Annotated in this window: 27 protein-coding genes, 1 tRNA gene and 1 pseudogene; 14 read left to right on the top strand and 15 right to left on the bottom strand. The window is 61.9% G+C overall.

Going from position 1 to position 26,709, the window contains the following annotated elements; all coding sequences use genetic code 11:
• Positions 1-2: 2 nt before the first annotated feature.
• The 3 genes from ybaK to copA form a co-directional block, all read right to left on the bottom strand.
• Positions 3-482 (bottom strand): Cys-tRNA(Pro)/Cys-tRNA(Cys) deacylase YbaK, encoded by a 480-nt coding sequence (gene ybaK, locus SSARUM_RS05280; protein WP_004940240.1) that lies wholly within the window; start codon positions 480-482, stop codon positions 3-5.
• Between the two features lie 228 nt (positions 483-710).
• Positions 711-1,517 (bottom strand): TraB/GumN family protein, encoded by an 807-nt coding sequence (locus SSARUM_RS05285; RefSeq protein WP_043146751.1) that lies wholly within the window; start codon positions 1,515-1,517, stop codon positions 711-713.
• A gap of 133 nt (positions 1,518-1,650) precedes the next feature.
• On the bottom strand, positions 1,651-4,362 hold the full coding sequence (copA, locus tag SSARUM_RS05290) for a copper-exporting P-type ATPase CopA (protein ID WP_060429642.1): 2,712 nt from the start codon (positions 4,360-4,362) through the stop codon (positions 1,651-1,653).
• Positions 4,363-4,470: 108 nt separating this feature from the next.
• On the opposite strand from copA, the gene cueR reads away from it, so the two are divergent.
• Positions 4,471-4,872 carry a Cu(I)-responsive transcriptional regulator gene (gene cueR, locus SSARUM_RS05295; protein WP_033637368.1) on the top strand — a complete coding sequence of 134 codons (402 nt, stop codon included), beginning with the start codon at positions 4,471-4,473 and terminating at the stop codon, positions 4,870-4,872.
• Here cueR and SSARUM_RS05300 read toward each other — a convergent pair.
• The 3 genes from SSARUM_RS05300 to SSARUM_RS05310 all read right to left on the bottom strand — a co-directional run bounded on the left by SSARUM_RS05300 (position 4,869) and on the right by SSARUM_RS05310 (position 7,018).
• Complete coding sequence (locus tag SSARUM_RS05300; protein ID WP_033637369.1) at positions 4,869-5,330, bottom strand: NfeD family protein; 462 nt, start codon at positions 5,328-5,330, stop codon at positions 4,869-4,871. The two genes, cueR and SSARUM_RS05300, sit on opposite strands and share 4 nt — an antisense overlap.
• 2 nt (positions 5,331-5,332) lie before the next feature.
• Positions 5,333-6,238, bottom strand: a complete 906-nt coding sequence (locus SSARUM_RS05305; RefSeq protein ID WP_004940203.1) for an SPFH domain-containing protein — start codon at positions 6,236-6,238, stop codon at positions 5,333-5,335.
• Positions 6,239-6,310: 72 nt separating this feature from the next.
• Complete coding sequence (locus SSARUM_RS05310) at positions 6,311-7,018, bottom strand: LysR substrate-binding domain-containing protein (protein ID WP_080430355.1); 708 nt, start codon at positions 7,016-7,018, stop codon at positions 6,311-6,313.
• On the opposite strand from SSARUM_RS05310, the pseudogene SSARUM_RS05315 reads away from it, so the two are divergent.
• A pseudogene (locus SSARUM_RS05315) lies at positions 6,905-7,261 on the top strand (amino acid kinase family protein); the annotation flags it as partial. The gene SSARUM_RS05310 and the pseudogene SSARUM_RS05315 sit on opposite strands and share 114 nt — an antisense overlap.
• 194 nt (positions 7,262-7,455) lie before the next feature.
• Positions 7,456-8,607: a cyclopropane fatty acyl phospholipid synthase gene (gene cfa, locus SSARUM_RS05320; RefSeq protein ID WP_060429644.1), complete on the top strand. Its 1,152-nt coding sequence runs from the start codon at positions 7,456-7,458 to the stop codon at positions 8,605-8,607.
• A gap of 283 nt (positions 8,608-8,890) precedes the next feature.
• On the opposite strand, the gene SSARUM_RS05325 is transcribed toward cfa, so the two are convergent.
• The 3 genes from SSARUM_RS05325 to tesA form a co-directional block, all read right to left on the bottom strand.
• A complete protein-coding gene (locus SSARUM_RS05325) occupies positions 8,891-9,745 on the bottom strand; it encodes a co-chaperone YbbN (protein WP_025160052.1) in 855 nt (284 codons plus the stop codon).
• A 77-nt stretch (positions 9,746-9,822) separates the two neighbouring features.
• The gene (locus SSARUM_RS05330; RefSeq protein ID WP_033637386.1) at positions 9,823-10,599 is read right to left on the bottom strand and encodes an SDR family oxidoreductase; all 777 of its coding nucleotides are present in this window, start codon (positions 10,597-10,599) and stop codon (positions 9,823-9,825) included.
• Positions 10,600-10,625: 26 nt separating this feature from the next.
• Complete coding sequence (gene tesA, locus SSARUM_RS05335; protein WP_164030613.1) at positions 10,626-11,264, bottom strand: multifunctional acyl-CoA thioesterase I/protease I/lysophospholipase L1; 639 nt, start codon at positions 11,262-11,264, stop codon at positions 10,626-10,628.
• Here tesA and ybbA point away from each other — a divergent pair.
• From ybbA to SSARUM_RS05350, 3 genes are all read left to right on the top strand, one after another.
• Positions 11,235-11,921: a putative ABC transporter ATP-binding protein YbbA gene (gene ybbA / locus SSARUM_RS05340; RefSeq protein WP_004940192.1), complete on the top strand. Its 687-nt coding sequence runs from the start codon at positions 11,235-11,237 to the stop codon at positions 11,919-11,921. The genes tesA and ybbA overlap by 30 nt on opposite strands.
• Positions 11,918-14,350 carry a putative ABC transporter permease subunit YbbP gene (gene ybbP / locus SSARUM_RS05345; protein WP_060429647.1) on the top strand — a complete coding sequence of 811 codons (2,433 nt, stop codon included), beginning with the start codon at positions 11,918-11,920 and terminating at the stop codon, positions 14,348-14,350. The genes ybbA and ybbP overlap by 4 nt, the downstream gene beginning before the upstream one ends.
• A 370-nt stretch (positions 14,351-14,720) precedes the next feature.
• Positions 14,721-16,127, top strand: coding sequence for a sugar porter family MFS transporter (locus SSARUM_RS05350; protein ID WP_043146772.1), 1,407 nt, complete (start codon positions 14,721-14,723; stop codon positions 16,125-16,127).
• A 64-nt stretch (positions 16,128-16,191) separates the two neighbouring features.
• Here SSARUM_RS05350 and purK read toward each other — a convergent pair whose 3' ends face one another.
• The 4 genes from purK to ppiB form a co-directional block, all read right to left on the bottom strand.
• Positions 16,192-17,259, bottom strand: coding sequence for a 5-(carboxyamino)imidazole ribonucleotide synthase (gene purK / locus SSARUM_RS05355; protein ID WP_043146773.1), 1,068 nt, complete (start codon positions 17,257-17,259; stop codon positions 16,192-16,194).
• Entirely contained in the window at positions 17,256-17,780 is a 525-nt protein-coding gene (gene purE, locus SSARUM_RS05360; RefSeq protein ID WP_025301815.1) for a 5-(carboxyamino)imidazole ribonucleotide mutase, read from the bottom strand. The genes purK and purE overlap by 4 nt, the downstream gene beginning before the upstream one ends.
• 149 nt (positions 17,781-17,929) lie before the next feature.
• Complete coding sequence (locus tag SSARUM_RS05365; protein ID WP_043146774.1) at positions 17,930-18,652, bottom strand: UDP-2,3-diacylglucosamine diphosphatase; 723 nt, start codon at positions 18,650-18,652, stop codon at positions 17,930-17,932.
• Between the two features lie 10 nt (positions 18,653-18,662).
• Entirely contained in the window at positions 18,663-19,157 is a 495-nt protein-coding gene (ppiB, locus tag SSARUM_RS05370; RefSeq protein WP_016928800.1) for a peptidylprolyl isomerase B, read from the bottom strand.
• Between the two features lie 308 nt (positions 19,158-19,465).
• On the opposite strand from ppiB, the gene cysS reads away from it, so the two are divergent.
• Positions 19,466-20,851, top strand: a complete 1,386-nt coding sequence (gene cysS, locus SSARUM_RS05375) for a cysteine--tRNA ligase (protein ID WP_033637393.1) — start codon at positions 19,466-19,468, stop codon at positions 20,849-20,851.
• 61 nt (positions 20,852-20,912) lie between these two features.
• Here the strand turns inward: cysS and ybcJ are convergent, their stop codons facing one another.
• Positions 20,913-21,125, bottom strand: a complete 213-nt coding sequence (gene ybcJ / locus SSARUM_RS05380) for a ribosome-associated protein YbcJ (protein ID WP_060429651.1) — start codon at positions 21,123-21,125, stop codon at positions 20,913-20,915.
• A 10-nt stretch (positions 21,126-21,135) separates the two neighbouring features.
• Positions 21,136-22,002 carry a bifunctional methylenetetrahydrofolate dehydrogenase/methenyltetrahydrofolate cyclohydrolase FolD gene (gene folD, locus SSARUM_RS05385; RefSeq protein WP_004940177.1) on the bottom strand — a complete coding sequence of 289 codons (867 nt, stop codon included), beginning with the start codon at positions 22,000-22,002 and terminating at the stop codon, positions 21,136-21,138.
• 205 nt (positions 22,003-22,207) lie between these two features.
• On the opposite strand from folD, the gene SSARUM_RS05390 reads away from it, so the two are divergent.
• From SSARUM_RS05390 to SSARUM_RS05420, 7 genes are all read left to right on the top strand, one after another.
• A complete protein-coding gene (locus SSARUM_RS05390) occupies positions 22,208-22,417 on the top strand; it encodes a hypothetical protein (protein ID WP_033647224.1) in 210 nt (69 codons plus the stop codon).
• Positions 22,414-22,734, top strand: a complete 321-nt coding sequence (locus SSARUM_RS05395; RefSeq protein ID WP_060441723.1) for a hypothetical protein — start codon at positions 22,414-22,416, stop codon at positions 22,732-22,734. The genes SSARUM_RS05390 and SSARUM_RS05395 overlap by 4 nt, the downstream gene beginning before the upstream one ends.
• A 96-nt stretch (positions 22,735-22,830) precedes the next feature.
• Positions 22,831-22,907: transfer RNA gene (locus tag SSARUM_RS05400), tRNA-Arg, on the top strand.
• A gap of 132 nt (positions 22,908-23,039) precedes the next feature.
• Positions 23,040-23,387: a gamma-glutamylcyclotransferase family protein gene (locus SSARUM_RS05405; protein ID WP_060387369.1), complete on the top strand. Its 348-nt coding sequence runs from the start codon at positions 23,040-23,042 to the stop codon at positions 23,385-23,387.
• Between the two features lie 86 nt (positions 23,388-23,473).
• Positions 23,474-23,617, top strand: a complete 144-nt coding sequence (locus SSARUM_RS05410; RefSeq protein WP_162882640.1) for a hypothetical protein — start codon at positions 23,474-23,476, stop codon at positions 23,615-23,617.
• A 445-nt stretch (positions 23,618-24,062) separates the two neighbouring features.
• Entirely contained in the window at positions 24,063-24,614 is a 552-nt protein-coding gene (locus SSARUM_RS05415; protein WP_033637414.1) for a flavodoxin family protein, read from the top strand.
• A 630-nt stretch (positions 24,615-25,244) separates the two neighbouring features.
• The gene (locus SSARUM_RS05420) at positions 25,245-26,693 is read left to right on the top strand and encodes a sensor domain-containing diguanylate cyclase (protein WP_060429403.1); all 1,449 of its coding nucleotides are present in this window, start codon (positions 25,245-25,247) and stop codon (positions 26,691-26,693) included.
• The last annotated feature ends 16 nt before the right edge of the window (positions 26,694-26,709 follow it).

Below are 26,709 nucleotides of genomic sequence, written 5' to 3' on the forward strand. Positions count from 1 at the left end.
CGTCAGTCGCGCTTGGCGATGTCGGCGAAGCTGCCGGCCAGCAGGCGGCACAGATCGGCGGCGGCCAGTTCGATGTCCAGCCCGCGTTTGCCGCCGGAAACGTAGATGGTGGCGAACGCTTGCGCCGGGCTGTCGATCACTGTCGGCAGCCGTTTTTTCTGCCCCAGCGGGCTGATGCCGCCCACCAGATACCCGGTGACGCGCTGGGCCAGCTGCGGATCGGCCATCTCGGCCTTTTTGGCGCCGAGCGCGCGGGCGACCTTTTTCAGATCCAACTGGGTGGCGACCGGCGTGACCGCCACCGCCAGATGTTTGGCGTCGCCGTTCAGCGCCACCAGCAGCGTTTTGTAAACCCGATCGGCATCCAGCCCCAGCTTTCTCACCGCTTCGTCGCCGAAGTTGGTTTCGTCGCTGTCGTGGTGATACGGATGAAGGGTGAAGGCGACCTTTTGTTTCTCGAGCAGAACGACTGCGGGCGTCATAATGTATTGTCCAAAATGTCCCTAACGGGGAAGGGGTGATAACCAGCCTTAAAAATACAAAAATCCAACCCGCCCGGCAACCTGAGCGGCTGTTACATAAAGCGGGTTGCCAAGATATTCACCGGGTTGCTACCCTGTTTGTTGTAACCGTTAACACGGTTGCTATGCGTATAACTACAATACAAGAAATTCCTCTTTGACTGGCCAATAGCGATATTGGCCTCTTTTTTAGCCCTGTGGCTGCAGCATCGCCGGCAGGTTATCCTCGCCGTACAGGTGCAATGCGCCAACCGCCACCACATAGTCACCCGCCGGCAGCGCCTCCAACTGATGCCGCCAGTCGCGATTGCGCTGATGCATCAGCACATCGTACAGCCCGGCGCTGAAGGTGGCGGGCAGGGTGTCCAGCGTGCCGCGCGGTTTGGCGTCCAGCCACCAGCTCACCATGGTTTGCAGCAGCCGCGCGTTGGTGTGCCAGTGCTCCAGCGTATCGCGCAGCAGCGCGATGCCGCCTTCCGGCAGCTGTTCCAGCATCGCCAACTGCTGCTGTGCCCCTTCCAGCTCGATCACCGGTTTGTCATGCGCGCGGGCGGCCTGCAGCAGCTGATAGTCCACGCCGTACTCTGCCCGTAGCCCCAGACGCTGAGCCTGGCGCGCCTGCATCATCAGCGCCACCTGCCAGCCGGGCAGGGTGGCGAAGGCGTGCGGATCGGCGCCCAGCTCGTGGCAAAGCGTCAGCAGCCGTTGATATTCTTCGGCGGACAGGCGCTGTTCCAGCGCCGGCTGCTGTTCTGCGTGGTCAAAAGGGGAGGCGGCGCCGGTGATATCGGCCTCGACGATCAGCGCGTCGGCCTGCTGCAGCCGGGCGGCCAGCCGCGCCGGCAGCGGCGACATATCGACGGTGCCCATATGGATGCTGCCCACCAGATGCAGCCGACGATCGCCCGGCAGAGTGATGTCCAGCGCCGGATAAGCGTATCGTTTGGGCGAGATCAGGCCGAGAAAGGCGGCGAGGCGGCGTAACAGTTGACCCATACGGCGTGGCTCCTGAATAACGGGTGCGCGTTTCAGCATGAAAGGCGAGGGAAAATCGTCATTCATGCTAAACGCTATCCGCCGCGCAGGAAAGCCCGGAAAACGGCGGGGCGCCATGACGGCGCCCCTGAGATCACTTCCTGGGTTTAAAACGCAGCAGCCGGTTGGCGTTGCTGACCACGGTAATCGACGACAGCGCCATCGCCGCGCCCGCCACCACCGGGCTGAGCAGCGTGCCGGTCAGCGGGTAGAGCACGCCGGCGGCGATCGGGATGCCCAGCGTATTGTAGATAAAGGCGCCGAACAGGTTCTGCTTCATGTTGCGCAGCGTGGCCTTCGACAGTTCCACCGCATCCGCCACGCCGTGCAGGCTGTGGCGCATCAGGGTGATGGCGGCGGTCTCGATGGCGATGTCGCTGCCGCCGCCCATCGCGATGCCCACGTCGGCCTGCGCCAGCGCCGGGGCGTCGTTGATGCCGTCGCCGACCATCGCCACGCGTTGGCCCTGCGCCTGCAGCTGTTTGATCGCCGCCGCTTTGCCGTCCGGCAGCACCCCGGCAATCACCCGATCGATACCGGCCTCTTTGGCGATGGCGTTGGCGGTCACCGGGTTGTCGCCGGTCAGCATCACCAGCTGATACCCCTGCTGGTGCAGGCGCTGCAGCGCCGCGACGCTGTCTTCGCGCAGCGGATCGCGAATGGCGAACAGCGCGGCCGGTTTACCGTTAACGGCCAGCAGCACCGGTGTCACGCCGCGTTCGGCCTGGTCGCGCATCGGCGCTTCCAGTTCGGCGATCGCGACCTGATGCTGCTCCAGCAGCGCGGCGTTGCCCAGCAGCAACTGCACGCCGTCGATCTCCCCGCTGACGCCGGCGCCGCGCAGGGTGCGGAACTGCGCCACCTGCGGCAGCGTTTGCCCGGCGGCGCGTTCCATGATGGCGCGCGCCAGCGGGTGATTGGAGCCTTGCTCCAGCGCGGCGGCCCAGCCGATCGCCTGCCGTTCGCTGACCTGATTGAAGGTCAGGATCTCCACCACCTGCGGCTTTCCTTCGGTCAGGGTGCCGGTTTTGTCGAACACCAGGGTGTCCAACTGGCTGGCCTGCTGCAGGGCGTCGGCGTCGCGTACCAGCACGCCAAACTCCGCCGCGCGGCCCACGCCGGAGATGATCGACATCGGCGTCGCCAATCCCAATGCGCACGGGCAGGCGATGATCAGCACCGTGGTGGCGATCACCAACGTATAGACCAGCTGCGGCTGCGGGCCGAAGAAGTACCATATCGCCGCGCTGAACAGGGCGATCGCCACCACCGCCGGCACGAACACCGCCGAGACGCGGTCGGCCAGTTGGCCGATCGCCGGTTTACTGCTCTGCGCCTGGCGCACCAGTTTGATGATGCGCGCCAGCGTGGTTTGGCTGCCGATGGCGGCGGCGCGGAACAGCACGCTGCCGTCGTCGACCACCGTCCCGGCATGCACCGTATCGCCGGGGCCTTTCTGCTGCGGCACCGCTTCGCCGGTCAGCATCGCTTCATCGAGCCAGACTTCGCCCTGCACGATTTCACCGTCGACCGGCACGCGATCGCCGGTGGTCAGCCGCAGCGTCATGCCGAGCTGCACCTCCGCCAGCGGGATATCGCGCTCGCCGTCGTCGGTTACCAGCCGTGCGGTAGGCGGCGTCAGATCCAGCAGCCGCTCCAGCGCCTGCGAAGAACGCTGGCGAGCACGCTGCTCCAGCGCATGGCCGAGGTTGATCAAACCGATGATCATCGCGCTGGCCTCGTAATAGAGGTGGCGCGCCTCGATCGGGAAGAAATCGGGCCAGATGTTGACGGCGATCGAATAGAGCCAGGCGGCACCGGTGCCGAGCGCCACCAGGGTATCCATGGTGGCGCTGCCGTTCATCAGCGCGCGCCAGGCGTTGCGGTAGAAGTGCCCGCCGGCGAACACCATCACCGCCAGGGTGATGACGCCGACCAGCAGCCAGGGGCGCTGGGTTTCCGGCGTCAGCGTCATGCTGCCGCCGAACAGCCCCCAGGCCATCAGTGGGATACCCAACGCCAGACCCAGCGCCGCCTGCCAGCTAAAGCGCTTCATGTTGGCGCGTGCGGTCTGCTGTTGGCGCTCGCGGCGTTCGGTCTCGTCCTGAATCATCTCGGCGCCGTAGCCGGCTTTTTCCACCGCCGCCACCAGCGCCTGCGCATCGGCGGCGCCGGTCACCAGCGCGCTGCGTTCCGCCAGGTTGACGCGCGCGTGCTCAACGCCGGGAACGCTTTGCAGCGCCTGCTGCACTTTATTGACGCAGCTGGCGCAGGTCATGCCGCTGAGCAGCAGCTGTACGCTGTCGTCCGCGCCGTCGGTTGCCGGAAGGGGAGATTGCGCCGCTGGCTGAACGTCCGGCAACGAAGGTGTTGCGTCAGTCAACGGCTCAGTTTTTGGGGCGGCGGCGCCCGCTACGCCGGCGTGATAACCGGCATCTTCCACCGCGGCGATCAGCGCCTGCGGATCGGCATCGCCGTACACTTTCGCGCTGTCGATAGCGACGTCGGCGGCGAACACGCCCGGCACCGCTTCCAGCGCTTTGCGGGTGGTGCCGACGCAGTGCATGCAGCTCAGGCCGCTCAGCTGCAGTTCGGTATCGGCGCGCGGCGCGACTTCGGCCTGATAACCGGCGGCGATCACGCTGTCGATCAGCGCGCTGTCCGGTGCGTCGCCGGTCACTTTGGCGTAATGCACGTTAACGTCCGCCTGTTCGACATCGCTGCGGCTTTCCAGGGCTTTTTTCACCCGCTGCGCGCAGTTCATGCAGGACAGCCCCTGCAATGCCAGCATAGTGGTGTGTGACATGATTGAACTCCTTGCTTAAAAGGCGGTGTTTAAAGGTTGACCGCCGGACCTGTTTTCACTAAGAATGGAGCTTAAACCTTCCAGCAAGGGTAAGGTCAAGGAGGGAAAATGAATATTAGCGACGTCGCGAAAAAAACCGGGTTAACCAGCAAAACGATTCGTTTTTACGAAGAGAAAGCGCTGATTACCGCCCCGATCCGCAGCGATAACGGTTACCGCCATTATTCCGCCAGACACGTTGAAGAGCTGACGCTGCTGCGCCAGGCGCGGCAGGTGGGCTTCAACCTGGACGAGTGCCGCGAGCTGGTGGCGTTGTTCAACGATCCGGCCCGCCACAGCGCCGACGTGAAGGCGCGCACGCTGCAGAAGGTGGCGGAGATCGACAGGCACATCAGCGAACTGGGCGAAATGCGCCAGCGCCTGGTGACGCTGGCCGATCAATGTCCGGGCGACGAGGGGGCGGAGTGCCCCATCATCAACAACCTGGCAGGATGCTGTCGTTCAAATTAGCGGCCGATGGCGCGGATCACCAGCGTGACCCCTTCCACCGCCACCACTTCCACTTCGGTGCCGGCGGGCAGATCTTCCGCCGCCTGCGCGCGCCAGCTGCTGTCGCCGATATTGATGCGCCCCATACCGTTGTGCATCGGCTCCGTCAGCGTGGCGCGGGTGCCGATCAGCTGGCGGTTGCGCTGGTTGAGCACCGGCGAACCGCCGGATGCGGCCGCCGGGCGCCGGCGCAGCCAGTACCACCACAGATAGGCGACGACGACGGTCAGGACGGCGAAGATCATGCCCTGCCACGCCCAGGAAAGTGGCGGCAGCAGCCAGATCAGCACGCCGACCAACAGCGCCGCCACGCCGCTCCACAGCAGGTAGCCGCCGGCGCCGAGCATTTCCGCCGCCAGCAACACGCCCCCGAGGGAGAGCCAAAACCACAGCGGATTCGCCGCGATCAGTTCGAGCATGATTATTTGCCTTTGCTTTCTTTCAGCAGTTCGGTAATGCCGCCGATAGAGCCGAGCAGGCTGCTGGCGTCCAGCGGCATCATCACCACCTTGCTGTTGTTGGAGGAACCGATCTTCTGCAGCGCGTCGGTGTATTTCTGCGCCACGAAGTAGTTCACCGCCTGAATGTTGCCGCTGGCGATGGCGTCCGACACCAGCTGGGTGGCGCGCGCCTCGGCCTCGGCAGCGCGTTCACGCGCTTCCGCCTGCAGGAATGCCGACTGGCGTTCGCCCTCGGCCTTCAGGATCTGCGACTGTTTCTCCCCTTCGGCGCGCAGAATGGCCGCCTGACGCACCCCTTCCGCCTCCAGGATGTCGGCGCGCTTGGTCCGTTCGGCCTTCATCTGGGCGTTCATCGAGGCGATCAGTTCCGCCGGCGGCCGCACGTCGCGGATCTCGATACGGGTGATTTTCACCCCCCACGGATTGGTCGCTTCATCGACGATGTGCAGCAGGCGGCTGTTGATGCTGTCGCGCTGCGACAGCATTTCGTCCAGCTCCATTGAGCCGAGCACGGTGCGGAAGTTGGTCATGGTCAGGTTGACGATCGCCTGTTCGAGGTTGCTGACCTCGTAGGCGGCGCGGGCCGGATCGACCACCTGGATAAAGCACACCGCGTCGATGGCGACGTTGGCGTTATCGCGGGAAATCACCTCCTGCGAGGGAATGTCCAGCACCTGTTCCATCATGTTGATTTTACGGCCGATGCGGTCCATGAACGGCACCACCAGGTTCAGGCCCGGCATCAGCGTTTTGGTGTAGCGGCCGAAGCGTTCTACCGTCCATTGGAACCCCTGCGGCACAATTTTGACGCCGGCGAACACCACAATCAGCGCGACGACGATCACGATGGGGATAAAAGTAAGCATGCAAACCTCCTGTCAGACATATGTAAACAGATATTACGTCAGCGCCGGAAAAATGCCTACCGATACCGAGACTTAATCCAGAGCGCCGATCAAACCCGCGATCAGCGGATCCCGCGTCTGGAACAGGTTGATAAGGGTGCGCACCGCTTCGCCGCCGCGAGCATCGGACCAGGCCAGCGACAGGGGAGAAGACTGGCGCGGGTATTTGAGCTGTTTGGCCACCAACTCGCCGCTCTCCAGATAAGTTTGGCACAGCCGGCGCGGAAGGAAACCGATCCCGAGACCGCGCAGATGACACTCCAGCTTGGTGCGCAGATCCGGCACCTTGATTTCCTGCTGGCCCGACAGCAGCCAGGCGGTGCGCTTGGCCAAATGGCGTGCGGTATCTTCGACGTTGATCGCGGCGTAAGGGCGCAGCTGCGTTTCGTTCAGCGGATCGGCGGCGGCGGCCAGCGGGTGCGTCGGCGCGATGGCGAACACCCACTCTATTTTGCCCAGCGGCAGCACCTTGATGCTGTTTTCCAGCGATTCGTTGCCCGCCGCGCCGATCGCCAGGTGGCAATCCTCATTCAGCAACGCGTCCCACACGCCCATGTACACCTGGTGGGAAATGTGGAATTGGGTGAACGGGTATTTGTCGTGCAGGTGAGTTAACAGCCCGGCTACGGCGGCGGCGGCATCCCGATGATCGCCGGCGAGCGTGGGCTGACGGGCAGCGAAGCGGTGATCGACAAAGATCTGGCGGCGGCGCTGTTGGCGGAGCAGGTAGGAGCCGATCATCTGGTGATCCTCACCGACGCCGACGCGGTGTACCAAGAGTGGGGCACGCCGCGCCAGCGCGCCATTCGGCGCGCCACCACGCAGGAGCTGGCGCCGATGGCGGTGGCGGACGGCGCCATGGGGCCGAAGATCATGGCGGTCAGCCGCTTCGTCGATCGCACCGGGCGGACGGCCCATATCGGTGGCCTGCAGGATATCGACGCGGTGCTGGCGGGCCAGGCCGGCACCTCTATTTTGCCTTAGCCGCCGTCGGTTTATCCGCGCCCGCGTTGGCGCGGATAAGTATGCCTAAATGGCATGATTTCAATAATTTTTATTCATTTCATGATGTTGCTCGCCTTGGCTAGAGTAAATACACCCCGGTATTTACCGTCAAAAATTTGTCATTTTTATTTGCGACTATGCTTTTTGAAATGACATTTCGGCCAAGGATTGTTATGGATTCGCTCAGTGTTGATGAACTCGCCCAGAAGAAGGATCGCTGGTATCGCATTGTGGAGGAGATGTTGGCGGAAGCCGGCGTCGCCATCAACGGCCCGCGCGCCTGGGATATCCGGGTGCACAATCCGGCGCTGTTCAAACGCATTTTGCAGGAAGGCTCGCTCGGTTTCGGCGAAGGCTATATGGACGGCTGGTGGGAGTGCGAACGGCTGGACATGTTGTTCACCCGTATTCTGCAGGCCGGCGTCGATGAGCGGCTGCCGAAAAGCCTGAGCGACATCGCGCGCATCGCCTATGCCCGGCTGTTCAACCGCCAATCGCGCAAGCGCGCCTGGCAGGTGGGCAAAGAGCACTACGACATCGGCAACGACCTGTTCCGGGCGATGCTCGATCCTTACATGCAATACTCCTGCGGCTACTGGAAAGAGGCGCAGACGCTCGAGCAGGCGCAACAGGCCAAGCTGCGGATGATCTGCGAAAAACTGCAGCTGAAACCGGGCATGACGCTGCTGGATATCGGCTGCGGCTGGGGCGGGTTGGCGCAGTTTGCGGCGCAAAACTATGGCGTCTCGGTGCACGGCGTGACCATTTCCGCCGAGCAGCAGAAGCTGGCGCAGGCACGCTGCGCGGGGCTGGGCGTCGAGATCTTGCTGCAGGATTACCGCGATCTGGATCGCCAGTTCGATCGCATCGTGTCGGTCGGCATGTTCGAGCACGTCGGGCCGAAAAACTACGAGACCTATTTCAGCGTCGCGGCGCGCAACCTGAAGCCCGACGGCCTGTTCCTGCTGCACACCATCGGTTCCAATCAGACCGATCTCAACGTCGACGCCTGGATAGACAAATACATCTTCCCCAACGGCTGCCTGCCTTCGGTGCGGCATATCGCCGAGGCCAGCGAAGGGCGTTTCGTGATGGAGGATTGGCACAACTTTGGCGCCGATTACGATCGCACGCTGATGGCCTGGCTGGAGAACTTCAAACGGGCGTGGCCAGAGTTGGCGGGCGGCTATTCCGAGCGCTTCGAACGCATGTTCACTTATTACCTGAACGCCTGCGCCGGCGCGTTCCGTTCGCGCAACATTCAGCTGTGGCAGGTGTTGTTCAGCCCGGCGGGCGTGGAGGGCGGGGTGCGGGTCTATCGCTGATATCCCCGTCATATTTCAAGCTGCATCTGTGTTGGCTGCGTTTGCGCGCCCCGGTCGCTTACTTGAGTAAGTTCCCGGGGACTTACAAACTTGCCGCCTTGATGCAACTCGAACTATTTAGGGGATACCCTTCAATATTTACTTTGGGACAACACATATACCCAATGGATTTCCAGTTGCGTCTAGGCGGCAAACGTGAGAAACCCCAGGAGCTTAGATAACTAAGTGACTGGGGTTCGAACGTGCAGCCAACAACGATGCGGCTGGAAAGACGAAGGGTATATCAGTACAGCAGCGAGTACAGCTGGCGGCGATATTTAGCGGCCAGCGCGTCGCCGGTGCCGAGCGCGGCCAGAATGTCCATCAGGGTCTTGCGCGCGTTGCCGTTGGCGGCGGCCAGATCTTTCTTCAGATGCCCCATCAGCAGCTCCAGCGCTTCTTCGTTACGCCCGACCTGATGCAGCTGCAGCGCCAGCTGCACCGCCAGCTCAACGTTGTCCGGCTGCTGCTGCACCTGCTGTTGCAGCTGTTGGATTTCCGGCGTGTCGGCCGCCTGTTTCAACAGTTCAATTTGCGCCACCAGGCCCTGATAGCGGGTATCGCGATCCTGCAGCGGGATGGTCGCCAGCACTGCTTCGGCGTCTTCGCTGCGGCTGAGCGCGATCTGAGTTTCGGCCAGGGTCAGGCCGATGTCGCTGCGCTGTTGGCTGCTCTGCCAGGCGTCTTTCAGCAGCGGCAGCGCTTCGGCGGCGTTGCCGGCGGCCAGCAGTTCCTGCGCCTGCGCCAGTTTCAGATCTTCTTCCTTCGGCAGGAAACGCTGCAGCAAGTCGCGGATCGCTTCTTCCGGCTGCGGGCCCTGGAAGCCGTCGACCGGCTGACCGTCTTTGAACAGGTAGACGGTCGGAATGGAGCGCAGCCCGAATTGGGAGGCGATCATCTGTTCGGCGTCGCAGTCCACCTTGGCCAGAATGAACTGGCCGGCGTATTCCGCCGCCAGTTTGTCGAGCACCGGCGTGAGCTGCAGGCAGTGTTGGCTGCGCTCGGACCAGAAGTAGAACAGCACCGGAATGGACATCGATTGTTCCAGCGTCTGGTGCAGGTTAGTTTCGTTAATATCAACAACAGCTTGAGCTAGCATCTTTTTTCTCTCTGATCGTGCGGAGCCATGGGGTGTAGATGGGGGCGCGCCGCCATTCTTCAACCCCGGCGGGCGAATTAAGCGTTGCTGCGCAGCAGCCAATCCAGACAGCGGCCCGGTAGAATGCGGCGCAGCACGCTCATGGCGTGCGCCAGCAGGGTCACTGGGTAGCGCAGTTTGGCGCGCGGGCTTTCCAGCGCGTGGCGCAGCTTGGGCAGAATGGCCTCCGGCGGCAGCGTCAGGCGCTTGGCGATGCCGGGGTTATGCACCGGTTTGTCGCTCTGCGTCTGATTGACGTTCTGGCTAAAGTGGGTGGAAATCGGCCCCGGTTCGATCAGGCTGACCTGAATGCCGCTACCGTGCAGCTCCATGCGCAGCGCGTCCGACCAGGCTTCCAGCGCGAACTTGCTGGCGGCGTAGGCGCCGCGCCCGGCGCTGGAGACCAGGCCCATCACCGAGCTGGTCTGGATAATGCGCCCTTCGCCGTGCGGCAACATCGCCGGCAGCAGCAACTGGGTCAACTGGTGGGTGCCGAACAGGTTGGTGGCGAACTGCCGCTCCAGCTGGCTGCGCGAGATGCCGCTGAGCGGGCCGTAAACGCCGAAGCCGCCGTTGTTGAACAGGCCGTACAGGCGGCCGCCGGTCAGCGCGATCACCTCGGCGGCGGCGCGCTCGACGCTGGCGCTGTCGTCCAGATCCAGCTCGATGCCTTCCAGCCCGAGCTGGCGCATGTTTTCCACGTCCTGCGGCTTGCGGCAGGCGGCCAGCACCCGGTAGCCGCGGTTGCGCAGATCCTGCGCCGCAATCAGCCCAATCCCGCTGGAGCAGCCGGTTATCAATACTGCTTTTTGCATAACTTTACCTAGTGTACGACCCTAATTTAGTTAGACTCATGTTTTACTAGCGGTTCCAGGCGCTCCGCCATCCAGGTGGCGATAAACGGCTGGGCGTCCCCATTGGGGTGCAATCCGTCATCCTGCATCCATTCCGGCTTCACCACCACCTGTTCCATATAGAACGGCAGCAGCGGAATGTTGAACTGCCTGGCCAGCGCCGGGTAGACGGCGCTGAACGCCTCGGTATAGCGGCGGCCGTAGTTCGGCGGGATGCGAATTTGCATCAGCAGCGGCTGTGCGCCGGCCTGCTGCACCCGCGTGATGATCTGGCCGAGATCGCGCTGCATGTCCTGCGCCGGGAAACCGCGCAGGCCGTCGTTGGCGCCCAGCTCGATCAGCACCCAGCGCGGCTGATGCTGTTTCAGCAGCGCGGGCAGACGCGCCAGCCCCTGTGCGGCGGTGTCACCGCTGATGCTGGCGTTGACCAGCTGCGGCGCGCCCGGTTTTTTCTGCCACTGTTCGGCCAACAACGTCGGCCAGGCCCGCTCGATCGGCAGGCGGTAGCCGGCGCTTAAACTGTCGCCCAAAATCAACAAGGTATCGGCGGCGGCAGCGCGTAAACTGAATAATCCCAACAGCAAAAGGAAGGGAAGATGCCAGCGGAAAACGTTCTTGAAGTTCATCATCTTAGTAAACACGTTGGTCAGGGTGAGCATCAGCTCACCATCCTTACCGGAGTCGAGCTGCTTGTCAAACCCGCGCAGACGATCGCCCTGATCGGCGAATCCGGATCGGGGAAATCGACCCTGCTGGGCATTTTGGCCGGGCTGGATGACGGCAGCGAGGGCGAGGTGCGCCTGCTCGGCGAGTCGCTGACCGCGTTGGACGAAGAAGGCCGCGCCGCGCTGCGCGCCAGGAACGTCGGCTTCGTGTTTCAGTCGTTCATGCTGGTGCCGACGCTGAACGCGCTGGAAAACGTGCAGCTGCCGGCGCTGCTGCGCGGCGAGAGCGACAGGCAGAGCCGCGAGCAGGCGGTGCAGCTGCTGGAACAGCTGGGATTGGGCAAACGGCTCGATCACCTGCCGGCGCAGCTGTCCGGCGGCGAGCAGCAGCGCGTGGCGCTGGCGCGCGCCTTCAGCGGCCGGCCGCGGGTGCTGTTCGCCGATGAACCGACCGGCAACCTCGATCGCCAGACCGGCGATCGCATCGCCGACCTGTTGTTCTCTCTCAACCGCGATTTTGACACCACCCTGATCCTGGTAACCCATGACGAAACCCTGGCGGCGCGCTGCCAGCGGCGGCTGCGGCTGCGCGAAGGCAAGCTGTGGGAGGAAGCATGATCTGGCGCTGGTTCTGGCGCGAATGGCGCTCGCCGTCGCTGCTAATCGTTTGGCTGGCGCTGACGCTCTCCGTGGCCTGCGTGCTGGCGCTGGGCAGCATCAGCGATCGCATGGACAAAGGGCTCAGCCAGCAGAGCCGCGACTTTATCGCCGGCGATCGGGTGTTGCGCAGTGCGCATCCGGTGCCGGAAGGCTGGCTGCTGGACGCGCAGCAGCAGGGGCTGAAGCTGAGCCGTCAGTTGTCGTTCACCACCATGACCTATGCCGGCGATCGGCCGCAGCTGGCGGACGTGAAAGCCACCGATCTGGCCTATCCGCTGTACGGCAAGCTGGAAACGCGCCCGGCCAACATCAAGCCCGAACCGGGCAGCGTGCTGGTGGCGCCGCGTCTGCTGGCGCTGCTGAACGTGAAAGTGGGGGATTCGCTCGAGGTGGGCGACACCACGCTGCGCATCGCCGGCGAAATCATTCAGGAGCCGGACGCCGGCTTCAACCCGTTCCAGACCGCGCCGCGCATCATGATCAACCTGGCGGACGTCGATAAGACCGGCGCGGTGCAGCCGGGCAGTCGCCTGACCTACCGCTACATGTTCGCCGGCGCCGAGCCTGATATTCAGCGTTACGAAGCGCGGCTAACGCCGCAGTTGACGCCGGATCAGCGCTGGTTCGGGCTGCAGGAGTCCGGTAGCGCGCTCGGCAAGTCGCTGCAGCGATCCCAACAGTTCCTGCTGCTGTCGGCCCTGCTGACGCTGCTGTTGTCGATCGCCGCCGTGGCGGTGGCGATGAGCCACTATTGCCGCAGCCGCTACGATCTGATCGCGGTGCTGAAAACCCTCGGCGCCGGGCGCGGCGCGCTGCGTAAACTGATCGTCGGCCAGTGGCTGGCGGTGATGGCGCTGGCGGCGGTGTGCGGCGGGGCGATCGGGCTGGCGTTCGAAGCGCTGTTGATTCGCCTGCTGAAGCCGGTGTTGCCGGCCGCGTTGCCCGCCGCCGGCGCCTGGCCGTGGCTGTGGGCGCTCGGCGCGCTGGTGCTGATTTCGCTGCTGGTCGGGCTGCGGCCGTACCGTCAGCTGCTGGCCACCCAACCGCTGCGGGTGCTGCGCCGCGATGTGGTGGCCAACGTCTGGCCGCTGCGCTACTTCCTGCCGGTGACGGCGGCGGTTGTGGTGGCGCTGCTGGTGACGCTGATGGGGGCCAGCACGCTGCTGTGGGCGATCCTGGCGGGCATGGCGGTGCTGGCGCTGCTGCTGGGCGGCATCGGCTGGGGCAGTCTGCAGCTGCTGCGCCGCATCACGCTCAAGAGCCTGGCGCTGCGGCTGGCGGTCAACCGCCTGCTGCATCAGCCGTGGGTGACCATCAGCCAGCTGGCGGCGTTCTCGCTGTCGTTTATGCTGTTGGCGCTGTTGCTGGTGCTGCGCGGCGATTTGCTCGACCGCTGGCAGCAACAGCTGCCGCCGGACAGCCCGAACTATTTCCTGCTCAACATGACCGAGGCGCAGGTGCCGCAGGTGAAAACCTTCCTGCAGCAGCACCAGATCAAGCCGGAAACCTATTATCCGATCGTCCGGGTGCGCCTGACCGAGATAAACCAGCAGGTGGCGACCGAGCGGGTGCATGAAGACGATCCGGGCGGCGAGGCGGTGAACCGCGAGCTGAACCTGACCTGGTTGGCCGATCTGCCGGATCACAATCCGCTGGTGGCGGGCAATTGGCCGCCGAAAAGCGGCGAGGTTTCGATGGATGAAGGCATTGCCGGGCGGCTGAAGATCAAGTTGGGCGACACGCTGACCTTCAGCGGCGATACCCAGGCGTTCAGCGCCAAAGTCACCAGCCTGCGCCAGGTGGATTGGGAAAGCCTGAAGCCGAACTTTTACTTTATCTTCCCGCCGGGCGCGCTGGACGGCCAGCCGCAGACCTGGCTTACCAGCTTCCGCTACGACGGCGACGGTCAGATGCTGACCCAGCTCAACCGCCAGTTCCCGACGCTCAGCCTGATGGACATCGGCGCGATCCTGAAACAGGTCGGCGGCGTGCTGCAGCAGGTCAGCCGCGCGCTGGAGGTGATGGTGGTGCTGGTGGTGCTGTGCGGCGGCCTGCTGCTGCTGGCACAGGTGCAGGTCGGCATGCGTCAGCGCCGCCAGGAGCTGGTGGTGTATCGTACGCTGGGCGCCGGCAAACGGCTGCTGCGCCGCACGCTGTGGTGCGAGTTCGCCCTGCTGGGGCTGGTGGCGGGCATCGCGGCGGCGGTGGGCGCCGAGGCGGCGCTGTGGCTGCTGCAGAGCCGGGTGTTCGACTTCCCGTGGACGCCGACGCCGGTGCTGTGGTGGGCGTTGCCGCTGGCCAGCGCGCTGCTGCTGTCGCTGTGCGGCGGCTGGCTGGGCGTGCGCCTGCTGCGCGGCCGGGCGCTGTTCCGCAGTTATGATGGCTGATCTCGCTATCGCAGGTCCGTTGCCGCCAAGCGCGGCCGGGCCTGCCGATTTTCCGCCGCGCGTTACCGTGGCTTTTCTCTTTGTTCCCCTCCGCACGTCACGCTGATTTTTGTGAAATCGGTTACATTTTTTCTCTGTCGATACAATGCGTATTGGCAATGCTGTTACCAAACCCAGGCCTTTGTTTACTTTTTTATGTATATAAATAATGGGTTACACAGTAACTAAACGAGTTTTTCGTCTGTTGACGCGTAGGATTAAGGTTTAAAATTATGTAACCGCTTCCACTAATGTGATCGTACTCACTTATCTCCGACGCATTGCCTCCTATCATGTCGCACACTGATGACCGTTTTCTCCTGGAGGCTGTATGAGCGCTACCGTTAAAGTTGCACCGGCGGAGAAAAGCCCGACCCATGTCGGCATGACTTTTTTCGTCTGTTTTTTGGCCGCCTTGGCCGGCCTGTTGTTTGGCTTGGATATCGGCGTAATCGCCGGCGCTCTGCCGTTTATTACCGACACTTTTCATATCACCAGCTCTCAGCAGGAGTGGGTGGTCAGCTCGATGATGTTTGGCGCCGCCGTCGGCGCTATCGGCAGCGGCTGGATGAACTTCCGGCTGGGGCGCAAATACAGTTTGATGATCGGCGCCATTCTGTTCGTGGCGGGATCGCTGTGTTCAGCGTTCGCCCCCAACGTGGAGGTGCTGATCGTTTCACGCATTCTGCTGGGATTGGCGGTGGGTATCGCTTCTTATACCGCGCCGATTTATCTTTCTGAAATCGCGCCGGAGAAAATCCGTGGCAGCATGATCTCGATGTATCAATTGATGATCACCATTGGTATTTTGGCGGCTTACCTGTCTGATACGGCATTCAGCTATACCGGCGCCTGGCGCTGGATGTTGGGCGTCATCACCATCCCGGCGGGGCTGTTGTTGGTTGGCGTGTTCTTTTTACCTGACAGCCCGCGGTGGCTGGCCTCGCGCAATCGTCATGAGCAGGCGCGCCAGGTGTTGGAGAAGCTGCGCGACAGCAGTGCCCAGGCGCAGCATGAGCTGAATGAAATTCGTCAAAGCCTCAAACTGAAGCAAAGCGGTTGGGCGTTGTTCAAAGGCAATAAAAATTTCCGCCGCGCGGTTTTCCTTGGCGTTCTTCTCCAGGTGATGCAGCAGTTCACCGGGATGAACGTCACCATGTATTACGCGCCGAAGATTTTCGGTCTGGCGGGCTTCGCCAGTACGGAACAGCAGATGTGGGGCACGGTGATCGTCGGTCTGGTCAACGTGCTGGCCACCTTTATCGCTATTGGACTGGTCGATCGCTGGGGCCGCAAACCCACCCTGATCCTTGGGTTTATCGTGATGGCCGTCGGCATGGGGGCGCTGGGAACCATGATGAATATCGGCATGAACTCGGCGGTGGCGCAATATTTCGCCATCGTCATGCTGCTGATGTTTATCGTCGGCTTTGCCATGAGCGCCGGCCCGCTGATTTGGGTGCTGTGTTCAGAGATCCAGCCATTGAAAGGCCGCGATTTCGGCATCACCTGTTCCACCGCCACTAACTGGATCGCCAATATGATTGTGGGGGCGACATTCCTGACCATGCTGAATTCGTTGGGTAGTGCGCACACCTTTTGGGTCTATGCGGGGCTTAACGTGCTGTTTGTTTTCATCACGTTGGCGCTGATCCCGGAAACCAAAAATATTTCTCTGGAACATATTGAACGCAATCTGATGGCCGGCAAACCGTTGCGTAATATCGGCTCGCGTTGATCTTTGCGGCAAAAAAAAGGTTCAGCCTGGGCTGAACCTTCTTCTTTTTCGGCGGTATAAACCGTTAAGCCAGCTTCTGCTGCGCCCAGGCCAGCCCGCTTTGGTACTCGCCCGGCAGCAGCGGCGCCAGCGCCTGCAGCGCCTGGCGCAGATCGGCGGCGCTCGGGTCGTTCAGATTGAGATGGCCGACCTTGCGGCCCGGGCGCACCTCTTTCTCATACCAGTGCAGATGCACCAGCGGCAGCGACAGCCACTGTTCGTTGACGGCGGTGCCGATCAGGTTGACCATCACCGACGGCGTGCTCACCACCGGCTGCGGCAACGGCAGGCCGAGAATGGCGCGCAGGTGCAGCTCGAACTGGCTGATGGACGCGCCGTTTTGCGTCCAGTGGCCGCTGTTGTGCACGCGCGGCGCCAGCTCGTTGATCAGCAGCCGATCGCCGACGATAAAGCACTCCATCGCCATCACGCCGACGTAGTTCAGCTCGTTCAGGATCGCCGCCAGCATCTGCTCGGCCTGTTGCTGCAGCGCCGGGTTGGGCTGCGGCAGCGCCACGCTGGTGCGCAGGATGCCGTCTTCATGCAGGTTGTGGGTCAGCGGGTAGAATACCGAACGGCCGTCGTGGCCGCGCGCGCCCACCAGCGACACTTCGCCGGAGAAATTGATGCCTTGCTCGACGATGCACTCGCCATAGGCATCGGCCGGCAGTTCGGCTTCCTGGCCTGGACGCAAACGCCATTGGCCGCGGCCGTCATAGCCGCCGACCCGGCGTTTGACGATCGCCAGCTCGCCCAGCGAAGCGAATACCTGCGGCCATTCGGCGGCGCTCGCCAGCAGCTGCCACGGCGCGGTCGCCAGGCCGAGCTGATCGAGCAGCTGTTTTTGCGTCAGGCGATCCGCCAGACGCGGGAAGATGTCGCGGTTGACGAAGGCGCTGTGGGTCGCCAGCTCGCGCGTCAGCGCGGTTTCCGGCCAGCGTTCGATCTCGGCGGTAATGACGCTATTCTGATACGGCACTGCCTCGGGTTCGGCATCGATGCCGACAGGGTAAACGGCGATGCCCAGCGGTTCGCCGGCCTGGCGCAGCATGCGCCCCAGCTGGCCGTTGCCCAGTACGCAAACCGGCTTCATGCGTCCTCCCGCGGATCGGGGTGGTTCAAGACGTCTTCGGTCTGCGCCTGACGCCAGTCCGCCAAACGCTGCGCCAGCGCGGCGTCGTGCAGCGCCAGGATCTGCATCGCCAGCAGCCCGGCGTTGGCGGCGCCGGCTTTGCCGATCGCCAGCGTGCCCACCGGAATGCCGCGCGGCATCTGCACGATGGAGTACAGGCTGTCTACGCCGCTCAGCGCGGCGCTTTGCACCGGCACACCCAGCACCGGCACCAGGGTTTTCGCCGCCAGCATGCCCGGCAGGTGCGCCGCACCGCCGGCGCCGGCGATGATCACGTCAAAACCGTTGGCGGCAGCCTGCTCGGCGAAGCTGAACAGCTTGTCCGGCGTGCGGTGGGCGGAAACGACTTCGACATGGAAGGGGACATCGAGCTGGGTCAGGACTTCGGCGGCGAACTGCATGGTGGCCCAGTCACTTTTCGATCCCATTACAATTGCGATTTTCGCCCCGGTAGTGGCGGCTGAAGCGGCGTTGGCTCCCATGGGTGTAAGGCTCCTGTGATTTGTCTGGCGTCGGCTGAGGGCCGAATGAGGGCGTAGAGCATACCATGAGCGCACGGCGAGGAAAACGGTTGCGTCGCCGGTTTTCACCGTCGAAAGCGCGAATTTTCACTCGCGCGCCAGTCCGGAATTCAGAATGGGAATTGGATCAGCTCGACGGCGTCGGCGCTGACTTTGATCATCGATCCTTCGACGTGCCAGGCTCCCAGCACCGCGCGATGGGCTTCGCCGTTGCTCAACGCCAGCCGGTGCACCGCCGGGCGGTGGGTATGGCCGTGGATCATCCAGTGCACGTCGTGGCGCAGCATGGTTTGCTCGACCGCCTGCGGGTTGACGTCCATGATGGCTTCCGACTTGTCCTGGTTGGATTGCTGGCTGCGGGCGCGCATTTTGGCGGCGATCTTCAATCGCCAGCGCAGCGGCAGCGCCAGGAACAATTTTTGAATCAGCGGGTTGTGCACTTTACGGCGGAATTGCTGATAGGCGTGATCGTCGGTGCACAGGGTGTCGCCGTGCAGGATCAGCATCCTGCGACCGTACAGCTCCAGCACTTTCTCTTCCGGCAGCAACTGCATGCCGCTGGCGCGGGCGAAGCGTTTGCCGAGCAGAAAATCGCGGTTGCCGTGGATGAAGTAGCAGGGCACGCCGGCCTGTTGCAGCGCTTTCAGCGCCGCGGCGATCTCCGCGTGCAGCGGCTCGGGATCGTCGTCGCCGATCCAGGCTTCAAACAGGTCGCCGAGGATGTACAGCGCGTCGGCGTGAACCGCTTCGCGCCGTAAAAAACGCAGAAAACCGGCAGTGATTGCCGGTTCCTGTGCGCACAAGTGCAGATCTGCGATGAACAGCGTACTCATGCAGCCGCGATTACTCGCTGACGGTCACGCTGTTGATCACCACGTCTTCTACCGGTACGTCCTGGTGCATGCCGCTGCGGCCGGTTTTCACGCCTTTGATCTTGTTGACCACGTCCATGCCTTCAACCACTTCAGCAAACACGCAGTAGCCCCAGCCCTGCACGTTTTCGCCACGGAAGTTCAGGAAGTCGTTGTCAGCCACGTTGATGAAGAACTGTGCGGTGGCGGAGTGCGGATCGTTGGTGCGCGCCATTGCCAGGGTGCCGATGGTGTTTTTCAGACCGTTGTTGGCTTCGTTCTTGATGGCCGCGTTGGTCGCTTTCTGGTTCATGCCCGGCTCGAAACCGCCGCCCTGGATCATGAAGCCGTTGATCACACGGTGGAAGATGGTGTTGTCGTAGAAACCGGCGCGGCAGTAGTTCAGGAAGTTTTCAACGGTAACCGGCGCTTTGTCAGCAAAGGTCTTGATAACGATATCGCCGTGATTGGTGTGGAAAGTAACCATAGTTTTAATCCTAACAAGGTGAAGTGAGACGTCACGTAAAGCGAGTGAACATTCAGACCGCCCTTATAACATATCCGCCCCAGCGAGTCAGCAGCGGCTCAACCGCGCACTGTCTGTGGTAATTGCATTTGTGTTATATTATAACAATTGCGCCGGCCGCCGAATTTCGCGCATTTTATTCGCGTGAAATCAGCAAAGCATGGCCTTAACCTTGCAATAGATCAGGCTTCAGGTTTCAATACGCTACCGGGCGGAAACCTGAAGCCCGGTTATCTTTTTTGTTATCACGCACACCACGGAATCTCCCGATGCTAAAGATTTTTAATACCCTGAGTCGTCAAAAAGAGGAATTCAAACCCATTCATGCCGGGAAAGTGGGCATGTACGTGTGCGGGGTAACCATCTATGACCTGTGTCACATCGGGCACGGTCGTACCTTTGTCGCTTTCGATGTGGTGGCGCGTTACCTGCGCTACCTCGGCTATTCGCTGAACTACGTGCGCAACGTCACCGACGTGGACGACAAAATCATCCGCCGCGCGGCGGAAAATCATGAGACCTGCGACCAGCTGACCGAACGCATGCTGGCGGAAATGCACGCCGACTTCGACGCGCTGCTGATCGATCGCCCGGATCAAGAGCCGCGCGCGACCCAGCACATCGCCGAGATCATCGAGATCACCCAGCGCCTGATCGATCGCGATCACGCCTACGTGGCCAGCAACGGCGACGTGATGTTCTCCATCGACAGCGATCCGCAATACGGGCTGCTGTCGCGTCAGGATCTGGATCAGCTGCAGGCCGGCGCGCGCGTGGAGATCGACGACGTGAAGCGCAACCCGATGGACTTCGTGCTGTGGAAGATGTCCAAGCCAGGCGAGCCGAGTTGGCAGTCGCCGTGGGGGCCGGGCCGTCCGGGCTGGCACATCGAATGCTCCGCCATGAACTGCAAACAGCTGGGCACCCACTTCGACATTCACGGCGGCGGTTCCGATCTGATGTTCCCGCACCACGAGAACGAGATCGCACAGTCGAGCTGCGCCCACGACGGCCCGTACGTCAATTACTGGATGCACTCCGGCATGGTGATGATCGACAAAGAGAAGATGTCCAAATCGCTGGATAACTTCTTCACCATCCGCGACGTGCTCGGCCATTACGATGCGGAGACGGTGCGTTACTTCCTGATGTCCGGCCACTATCGCAGCCAGCTGAACTACAGCGAAGAGAACCTCAAGCAGGCGCGCACCGCGCTGGAGCGCCTCTATACCGCGCTGCGCGGCACCGACGCCGACGCCGCGCCGGCCGGCGGCGAAGCGTTCGAAGCCCGCTTCCGCGAAGCGATGGACGACGACTTCAACACCCCGGAAGCCTACTCGGCGCTGTTCGATCTGGCGCGCGAGGTTAACCGCCTCAAGGGTGAAGACATGGCGGCGGCCAACGGCATGGCGGCGGAACTGCGCAAGCTGGCGAAGGTGCTCGGCCTGCTGCAGCAGGAGCCGGAGCAGTTCCTGCAAGGGGGCGCTCAGGTTGACGACGGCGAAGTGGCGGAGATCGAAGCGCTGATCAAACAGCGTAACGAAGCGCGCGCCGCGAAGGATTGGGCGCTGGCGGATGCCGCCCGCGATCGGTTGAACGAGATGAACATCGTGCTGGAAGACGGCCCGCAGGGCACCACCTGGCGCCGTAAGTAATCCAGCCGCAGGGAAAAACAAAAAAGGCGCTGAATTCAGCGCCTTTTTCTATGGCTGCGGGTCAGGGTTTAACCATGACCTTGCCGCCGTCGAACTCCACCACCTGATCGGCGACGATCTTGCAGCGCTTGCGGGTTTCGACCTTGCCGTCGACTTTCACCTGCCCTTCAGCGATGACTTCTTTGGCGGCGCCGCCGCTTTCACTCCAGCCCTGGAACTTCAGCAGATCGCACAGTTCGACGTGGGGATGATTGTCCAGATTGAAAATTTCCATACTGCCTTACTTATTTAGGTTGAACGTCGTGATATTCCTCGCAGGCCTGCAAGGTATTTTGGATCAGTGTAGCAACGGTCATCGGGCCAACGCCACCCGGCACCGGGGTGATGTAGGCGGCGCGCTCGCTGGCGGCGTCGAAATCGACGTCGCCCACCACTTTACCGCTTTCCAAGCGGTTGATGCCGACGTCCACCACGATGGCGCCCGGTTTGATCCAGTCGCCCGGAATGAAGCCCGGTTTGCCAACTGCTACTACCAGCAGATCGGCGTTCTCGACGTGGTGACGCAGATTCTTGGTGAAGCGGTGGGTGACGGTGGTGGTGCAGCCGGCCAGCAGCAGCTCCATGCTCATCGGGCGGCCGACGATGTTGGAGGCGCCGACCACCACGGCGTTCAGGCCGTAGGTATCGATGTTATAACGCTCCAGCAGGGTGACGATACCGCGCGGCGTGCACGGGCGCAGCTTAGGGGCGCGTTGGCACAGGCGGCCGACGTTGTACGGGTGGAAGCCGTCGACGTCTTTGTCCGGGTGGATGCGTTCCAGCACCTTGACGTTATCGATGCCGGCCGGCAGCGGCAGCTGCACCAGAATGCCGTCGATTTCCTCATCGGCGTTCAGCTGGTCGATCAACGCCAGCAGCTCGGCTTCACTGGTGGCAGCGGGCAGGTCGTAGGAGCGGGAAAGGAAGCCGACTTCATCGCAGGCGCGGCGCTTGCTGGCGACGTAAATTTGCGAAGCCGGGTTCTCGCCGACCAGCACAACCGCCAGCCCTGGGGCGCGTTTGCCGGCCGCCAGACGTTGTTTCACTTGCTCAGCCACTTCGTTTCTAACCTGCTGCGCAATCGTTTTACCATCAATAATCTTTGCTGACATCAGTGTGGAAATCCATCAATTAAGAAAAGCGGGGATGCCGCTATTCTGGCAGAAGCTGAGCGCGCTGTCAGGCGCAGAATCACCCTCGCAGCCGTTGCCGACGCCGATTTACGCTTTTTTTATGCCGGCCTCAGGATCCTCTACGCCATTTTTACCGGCACTTGGATACGCTGGGGCGGTTCACAGGGCGAAAGAGGGCAGGATCATGAGGGCGATAACCCGGCTTTACCCGTTGCATCATCAGCCTGACGAGCAACCGGCGGAGCCTAAACGCATAGGGGAAACGGTGTTCGATTCTTCGCTGCATCCGGCGGACAGCGCGCAACTCACCGCGCTGCATCAGCTCGGCAAGCATGAAGGAGCGCCGTCGTGGCGGGCGCGCCTGAGCGCGCTGTGGCGGAGGCTGTGCGCATGAACGGCAGCGCATGGGCAGGGTGCGCGCTATTGCTGGCTTGGGCGCCGTGGAGCCAGGCTTCTTTAAACAGCGCACGTCCCGACGCAACACTGGAGGAAAGGGGGGAGATGACCTGCAACGCGCGGGTGGTTGAGCATGCCGATTGGGGGGACATCGCCGCAGTGGTGCAGTCCGCCCGCCTTTGCCTGCGGCGGGGCGGTGGGCGGCAAGGGGCTGAGCGCGCGCCGATTTACATAGGCTTTGGTCTGGCTCAGCATGGCGGCGCCCGGTTGACGGGAACCCTCGCCGCGCGGGCGCTGGCGGAAAAAACGCCATAAAGCACGGCCGCCGCCGTAACGCCATGAAAAGGCATTGACTCGCTAACCTCTGACCGTATAATCCCAACCCGCAGCCGCAGGTTGCCGCATCTCAATGCGCCCTTAGCTCAGTTGGATAGAGCAACGGCCTTCTAAGCCGTAGGTCATAGGTTCGAATCCTATAGGGCGTGCCATTACTCCCTTGATTTTCTTCCCCCTACTTGTTCCCTTGAAAACTCGACTGCGCTACCCGTACTCCCGTTGGCTCGCCGCTGAACGTCATGCTATGTTCATGCGTTAACTTTCAGTGAGTAGTAGAGAGAAAAATGCAAAGCTTATTCGTTTACGGCACCCTGGGGCCGGGCAGGCCCAACGCGCACATTATGGAAGCCATCGGCGGCAGCTGGGAAGAAGGCAGCGTCGGCGGCTCGCTGCTTAACGAAGGCTGGGGCGCCGAGATGGGCTACCCGGGCATCGTGCTGGATAACAGTGGCAATCGGGTGAACGGGTTTCTGTTCCGTTCAGCTAACCTCGTCAACCACTGGCCGACTCTCGATGCGTTTGAAGGTGAGGGTTATGAACGAGTGGTGGTCAGCGTCACCACCGCCGGCGGCGAAACCGTCGATTCGTTTATCTACATGCTGAATAATGATACGAGCCGCTTCGCCGAGTGAGTGCGAGGCGCTTGACCCACCGGCAATTGAACCTTCGTTTATTTTGCCGCGCTACAATAGGCGAAAATTTCTCCACGGAGCCTATCGTGCGCAAATCCAGATTCCTGCTCGTGACCTTGCTGTGCCTGTGCGCCGCCGCCGTGCTATACGTTATGGCTTACCGGGCGTTGGGGCATTACCTCAGCGACGGCGAGCAAGCTTACCCGGATATCACTGTTGAAATCCGCTGAGGGCCGTGCGGCGCCGCGCTGATTGCGCCGATTTTTCGAACTTCGGCCGTTCGTCGCCGGGGGGGCAATACCGGCATCTTCAAGAGCGGCGGTTTGAGTCGCGCCTGTTCGTGGTGCGTCGAGAAAAATGTCATATTTCCCATTCGGCGTTACATCTGGCCGAGCAAACTTACGCGGGGATGACAGTTCTATACATTGGGATTGGTACTGTAGCTCTACCCGATGATGTTGTGTGTTATCCATTCCCTGTAGTGTATTACCCCATCCCTGTTAAGTTTATCCCGCCTTGCGCGGGATTTTTTTTATCTGCGCATGCCTGGCAGAGTAACGCGATTTTTTTGAATAACACCGTCAGTTTTATTTGGTATTCAGCCGCTGCGCGCTTGATTAGATTGAACGCGAAGGGGCGCCGTCGGCGTCTTTGTGCAATGAGTGGAGAATTTCTATGGCGAAGACAGTAGTGGTGTTTCATTCCGGCTACGGCCATACCGAGCGTTTGGCGAAAGTCGTGGCGGAAGGCGCCGGGGCGGAATTGATCGCCATCGATCAGAACGGCGATATCAGCGACGAAGCCTGGCGGACGCTGGATGAGGCGGACGCCATCATCTTTGGTTCGCCGACCTATATGGGCGGCCCGTCGTGGCAGTTCAAGAAATTCGCCGACGCCAGCTCCAAGGCCTGGTTCGGCCGCAAGTGGCAGGACAAAGTGTTCGGCGGCTTTACCAACAGCGCCAGCCTGAACGGAGACAAGCAGGTAACGCTGATCGCGCTGCAGACGCTGGCTTCGCAACATGGCGGCCTGTGGGTCAGCCTGGGGCTGATGCCGGCCAACACCAAATCGGCGCAGCGCACCGACGTCAATAACCTGGGCGGTTCGGTGGGGCTGCTGGTGCAGACCCCGGCGGATGCCGGCGTGGATGAGATGCTGTCGGGCGATCTGGCGACCGCCAAGCTTTATGGCCAGCGCGTAGCGGGCTTTGCCGCCAAACTGGCGTAAGCCCTTCCGTGCAGAGAGGGCGGCGGTGCGGTTGAACGGACGCCGCGTTCATTTTCTCTGCACAATTGGCGTGTAAGCTGCGAAATGTTATTAGCCTGCTTGGGCTAACACTGCATTTCGTACAAATATTCCCGGTTCCTAGGCCGGGTTTTTTGTTGCTAAGGTCTGCTTAAGCTTGCACCGCTATACTGCGCGGCAGCACGGGCATGCAAGGCATGGCCGTGTTGTAACTGTCGATTTGCTGTTGTTCAGGCAAGCCCGCGCTATGCGGGCTTTTTTGGGGTTGTTATTGCACGGGCGGCCCAGTTGCAGGAAAATAATCGCGCAGTTATTCAAACAGCATTCAACGACCAATAACCATAAACTTATTAATGTAATTAACGCCCTCGGCGGCCTATTACGCTATGCGCTATGCTGACAGCAGAGCGGGCATTATTTGCTGACGCTATGCGGGGGGAGTCCGCCGCAGGCGCATCAGGCTAAGAAAAGTCTGTTAATTAAATGTTAATGCTTTTTATTATTGATTTGTCTGGCTTTTTTGGTTGAAATTCGGATTGACTATCCCTCACTGGCCGGGCGAGAGAGTATGCACATTATTATTCTGGTTATTAGCAAAATATGGGCGAGGCGATGAACGCCAGAATAAACGCCAGGCATGGCCTGCCGCTAACGGTTCAGCTGATCAATCTTTTCATGCTGGCCTTTTTACTTTCCCTGGTGGGTATTCTTAGCCGGCCGATTGGCTCGCTTTCCTTATTTTGGCCGGTGAATGCGATTCTGCTCGGCCTGCTGCTGCGAAAACCCGTTTACGCCACGCCGCTCGGCTGGCTTACCACCTATCTGGGCATGGTCGCCGCCGATCTCAGCACCGGCGAAGGCTGGTCTCTGGCGCTGTGGCTGAACGCCTGCAACATGTCGCTGATCGCCGTCGGTTACGGCATCATGCTGATGCTGCCCCAATCTCAACGGCGCATGGGCAAACCCCATGCGATACTCTATATGTTCAGCGCCAGCCTGGCCGGCGCGGCGGTGGCGTCGACGCTGTCGGTGCTGCGCAACGACAGCCTGTACAACAACACGGTGGTGGTCGCCTGGCTGGCCTGGTTCAGCGAGCAGTTCTCGACGACCTTGCTGCTGTTGCCGGTGCTGATGGCGGCGCCGCGGTTGAAGCAGCTGCTGCGCATGCAGGTGCGTTGGCGCCTGAAGGGCTGTCTGCCGCTGCTGGCGCTGCTGCTGTCGCTGATATTCAGCGTCTATATCGGCGGGCCGGGCGCTATCGCCTTCCCGATCCCGGCGCTGCTGTGGTGCGCGGTGCGCTACCCGCTGTTCCCCGTGACGTTGCTGACGCTGTTGACCGGCATGACCGAGATCAGCAGCATTTCCGCCAACCTGATGCTGTACGAAACGCCGAACAACCACAACGCCTTCCTCGATACCCTGATGTCCGCCCGCTTGGGCATCGCCATGCTGGTGATGGGGCCGCTGATCCTCGCCAGCTCCATCGCCGCCAACCGCAAGCTGATGCGGCGTCTGGAGCACAGCGCCAACCACGATTTTCTGACCGGGGTGCTGGCGCGCAGCGCGATGACGCGCAAAGCGGGCGAGCTGCTGGAGCATAAACACCGCTCCAAAGAGGCGGTGTCGCTACTGCTGATCGACATCGACCATTTTAAGCAGATCAACGATACGCACGGCCACAGCGCCGGCGATCAGGTTTTGGCGTCGTTCGCGCACATCGTGCGGCGCGAACTGCGGCACGATCAGCTGTTCGGCCGCCTGGGCGGGGAAGAGTTCGCCATCATGCTGCCGCGCGCGCTGGCGGCGCAGGGTGTGGCGCTGGGGGAACATCTGCGCCGGCTGGTGGAGCAGACGGCGCTGCAGGTGGAAGGCAAGCAGACGTTGAAAATCACCATCAGCGTCGGCGTCGCCAGTCTGGCGATGAACGAGGTGAAATCGCTGGAGCAACTGATGAATATGGCGGATATCGCGCTGTATCGCGCCAAATCGCAGGGGCGTAATCGGGTGGAGTCGTTCAACGTGGTGAACGGCAACAGCGTCGAGCATATCCTGTTCCGCTAGGGCTCGACGCTGGGCA

Source organism: Serratia sarumanii (genome assembly GCF_029962605.1).
GTDB lineage: Bacteria > Pseudomonadota > Gammaproteobacteria > Enterobacterales > Enterobacteriaceae > Serratia > Serratia sarumanii.

Bases quoted from the DNA above. Each gene is read 5' to 3' on its own strand.
- ybaK (WP_004940240.1), bottom strand. From the start codon at position 482: ATGACGCCCGCAGTCGTTCTGCTCGAGAAACAAAAGGTCGCCTTCACC.
- SSARUM_RS05285 (WP_043146751.1), bottom strand. From the start codon at position 1,517: ATGGGTCAACTGTTACGCCGCCTCGCCGCCTTTCTCGGCCTGATCTCG.
- copA (WP_060429642.1), bottom strand. From the start codon at position 4,362: ATGTCACACACCACTATGCTGGCATTGCAGGGGCTGTCCTGCATGAAC.
- cueR (WP_033637368.1), top strand. From the start codon at position 4,471: ATGAATATTAGCGACGTCGCGAAAAAAACCGGGTTAACCAGCAAAACG.
- SSARUM_RS05300 (WP_033637369.1), bottom strand. From the start codon at position 5,330: ATGCTCGAACTGATCGCGGCGAATCCGCTGTGGTTTTGGCTCTCCCTC.
- SSARUM_RS05305 (WP_004940203.1), bottom strand. From the start codon at position 6,238: ATGCTTACTTTTATCCCCATCGTGATCGTCGTCGCGCTGATTGTGGTG.
- SSARUM_RS05310 (WP_080430355.1), bottom strand. From the start codon at position 7,018: ATGATCGGCTCCTACCTGCTCCGCCAACAGCGCCGCCGCCAGATCTTT.
- cfa (WP_060429644.1), top strand. From the start codon at position 7,456: ATGGATTCGCTCAGTGTTGATGAACTCGCCCAGAAGAAGGATCGCTGG.
- SSARUM_RS05325 (WP_025160052.1), bottom strand. From the start codon at position 9,745: ATGCTAGCTCAAGCTGTTGTTGATATTAACGAAACTAACCTGCACCAG.
- SSARUM_RS05330 (WP_033637386.1), bottom strand. From the start codon at position 10,599: ATGCAAAAAGCAGTATTGATAACCGGCTGCTCCAGCGGGATTGGGCTG.
- ybbA (WP_004940192.1), top strand. From the start codon at position 11,235: ATGCCAGCGGAAAACGTTCTTGAAGTTCATCATCTTAGTAAACACGTT.
- tesA (WP_164030613.1), bottom strand. From the start codon at position 11,264: ATGAACTTCAAGAACGTTTTCCGCTGGCATCTTCCCTTCCTTTTGCTG.
- ybbP (WP_060429647.1), top strand. From the start codon at position 11,918: ATGATCTGGCGCTGGTTCTGGCGCGAATGGCGCTCGCCGTCGCTGCTA.
- SSARUM_RS05350 (WP_043146772.1), top strand. From the start codon at position 14,721: ATGAGCGCTACCGTTAAAGTTGCACCGGCGGAGAAAAGCCCGACCCAT.
- purK (WP_043146773.1), bottom strand. From the start codon at position 17,259: ATGAAGCCGGTTTGCGTACTGGGCAACGGCCAGCTGGGGCGCATGCTG.
- purE (WP_025301815.1), bottom strand. From the start codon at position 17,780: ATGGGAGCCAACGCCGCTTCAGCCGCCACTACCGGGGCGAAAATCGCA.
- SSARUM_RS05365 (WP_043146774.1), bottom strand. From the start codon at position 18,652: ATGAGTACGCTGTTCATCGCAGATCTGCACTTGTGCGCACAGGAACCG.
- ppiB (WP_016928800.1), bottom strand. From the start codon at position 19,157: ATGGTTACTTTCCACACCAATCACGGCGATATCGTTATCAAGACCTTT.
- cysS (WP_033637393.1), top strand. From the start codon at position 19,466: ATGCTAAAGATTTTTAATACCCTGAGTCGTCAAAAAGAGGAATTCAAA.
- ybcJ (WP_060429651.1), bottom strand. From the start codon at position 21,125: ATGGAAATTTTCAATCTGGACAATCATCCCCACGTCGAACTGTGCGAT.
- folD (WP_004940177.1), bottom strand. From the start codon at position 22,002: ATGTCAGCAAAGATTATTGATGGTAAAACGATTGCGCAGCAGGTTAGA.
- SSARUM_RS05390 (WP_033647224.1), top strand. From the start codon at position 22,208: ATGAGGGCGATAACCCGGCTTTACCCGTTGCATCATCAGCCTGACGAG.
- SSARUM_RS05395 (WP_060441723.1), top strand. From the start codon at position 22,414: ATGAACGGCAGCGCATGGGCAGGGTGCGCGCTATTGCTGGCTTGGGCG.
- SSARUM_RS05405 (WP_060387369.1), top strand. From the start codon at position 23,040: ATGCAAAGCTTATTCGTTTACGGCACCCTGGGGCCGGGCAGGCCCAAC.
- SSARUM_RS05415 (WP_033637414.1), top strand. From the start codon at position 24,063: ATGGCGAAGACAGTAGTGGTGTTTCATTCCGGCTACGGCCATACCGAG.
- SSARUM_RS05420 (WP_060429403.1), top strand. From the start codon at position 25,245: ATGAACGCCAGAATAAACGCCAGGCATGGCCTGCCGCTAACGGTTCAG.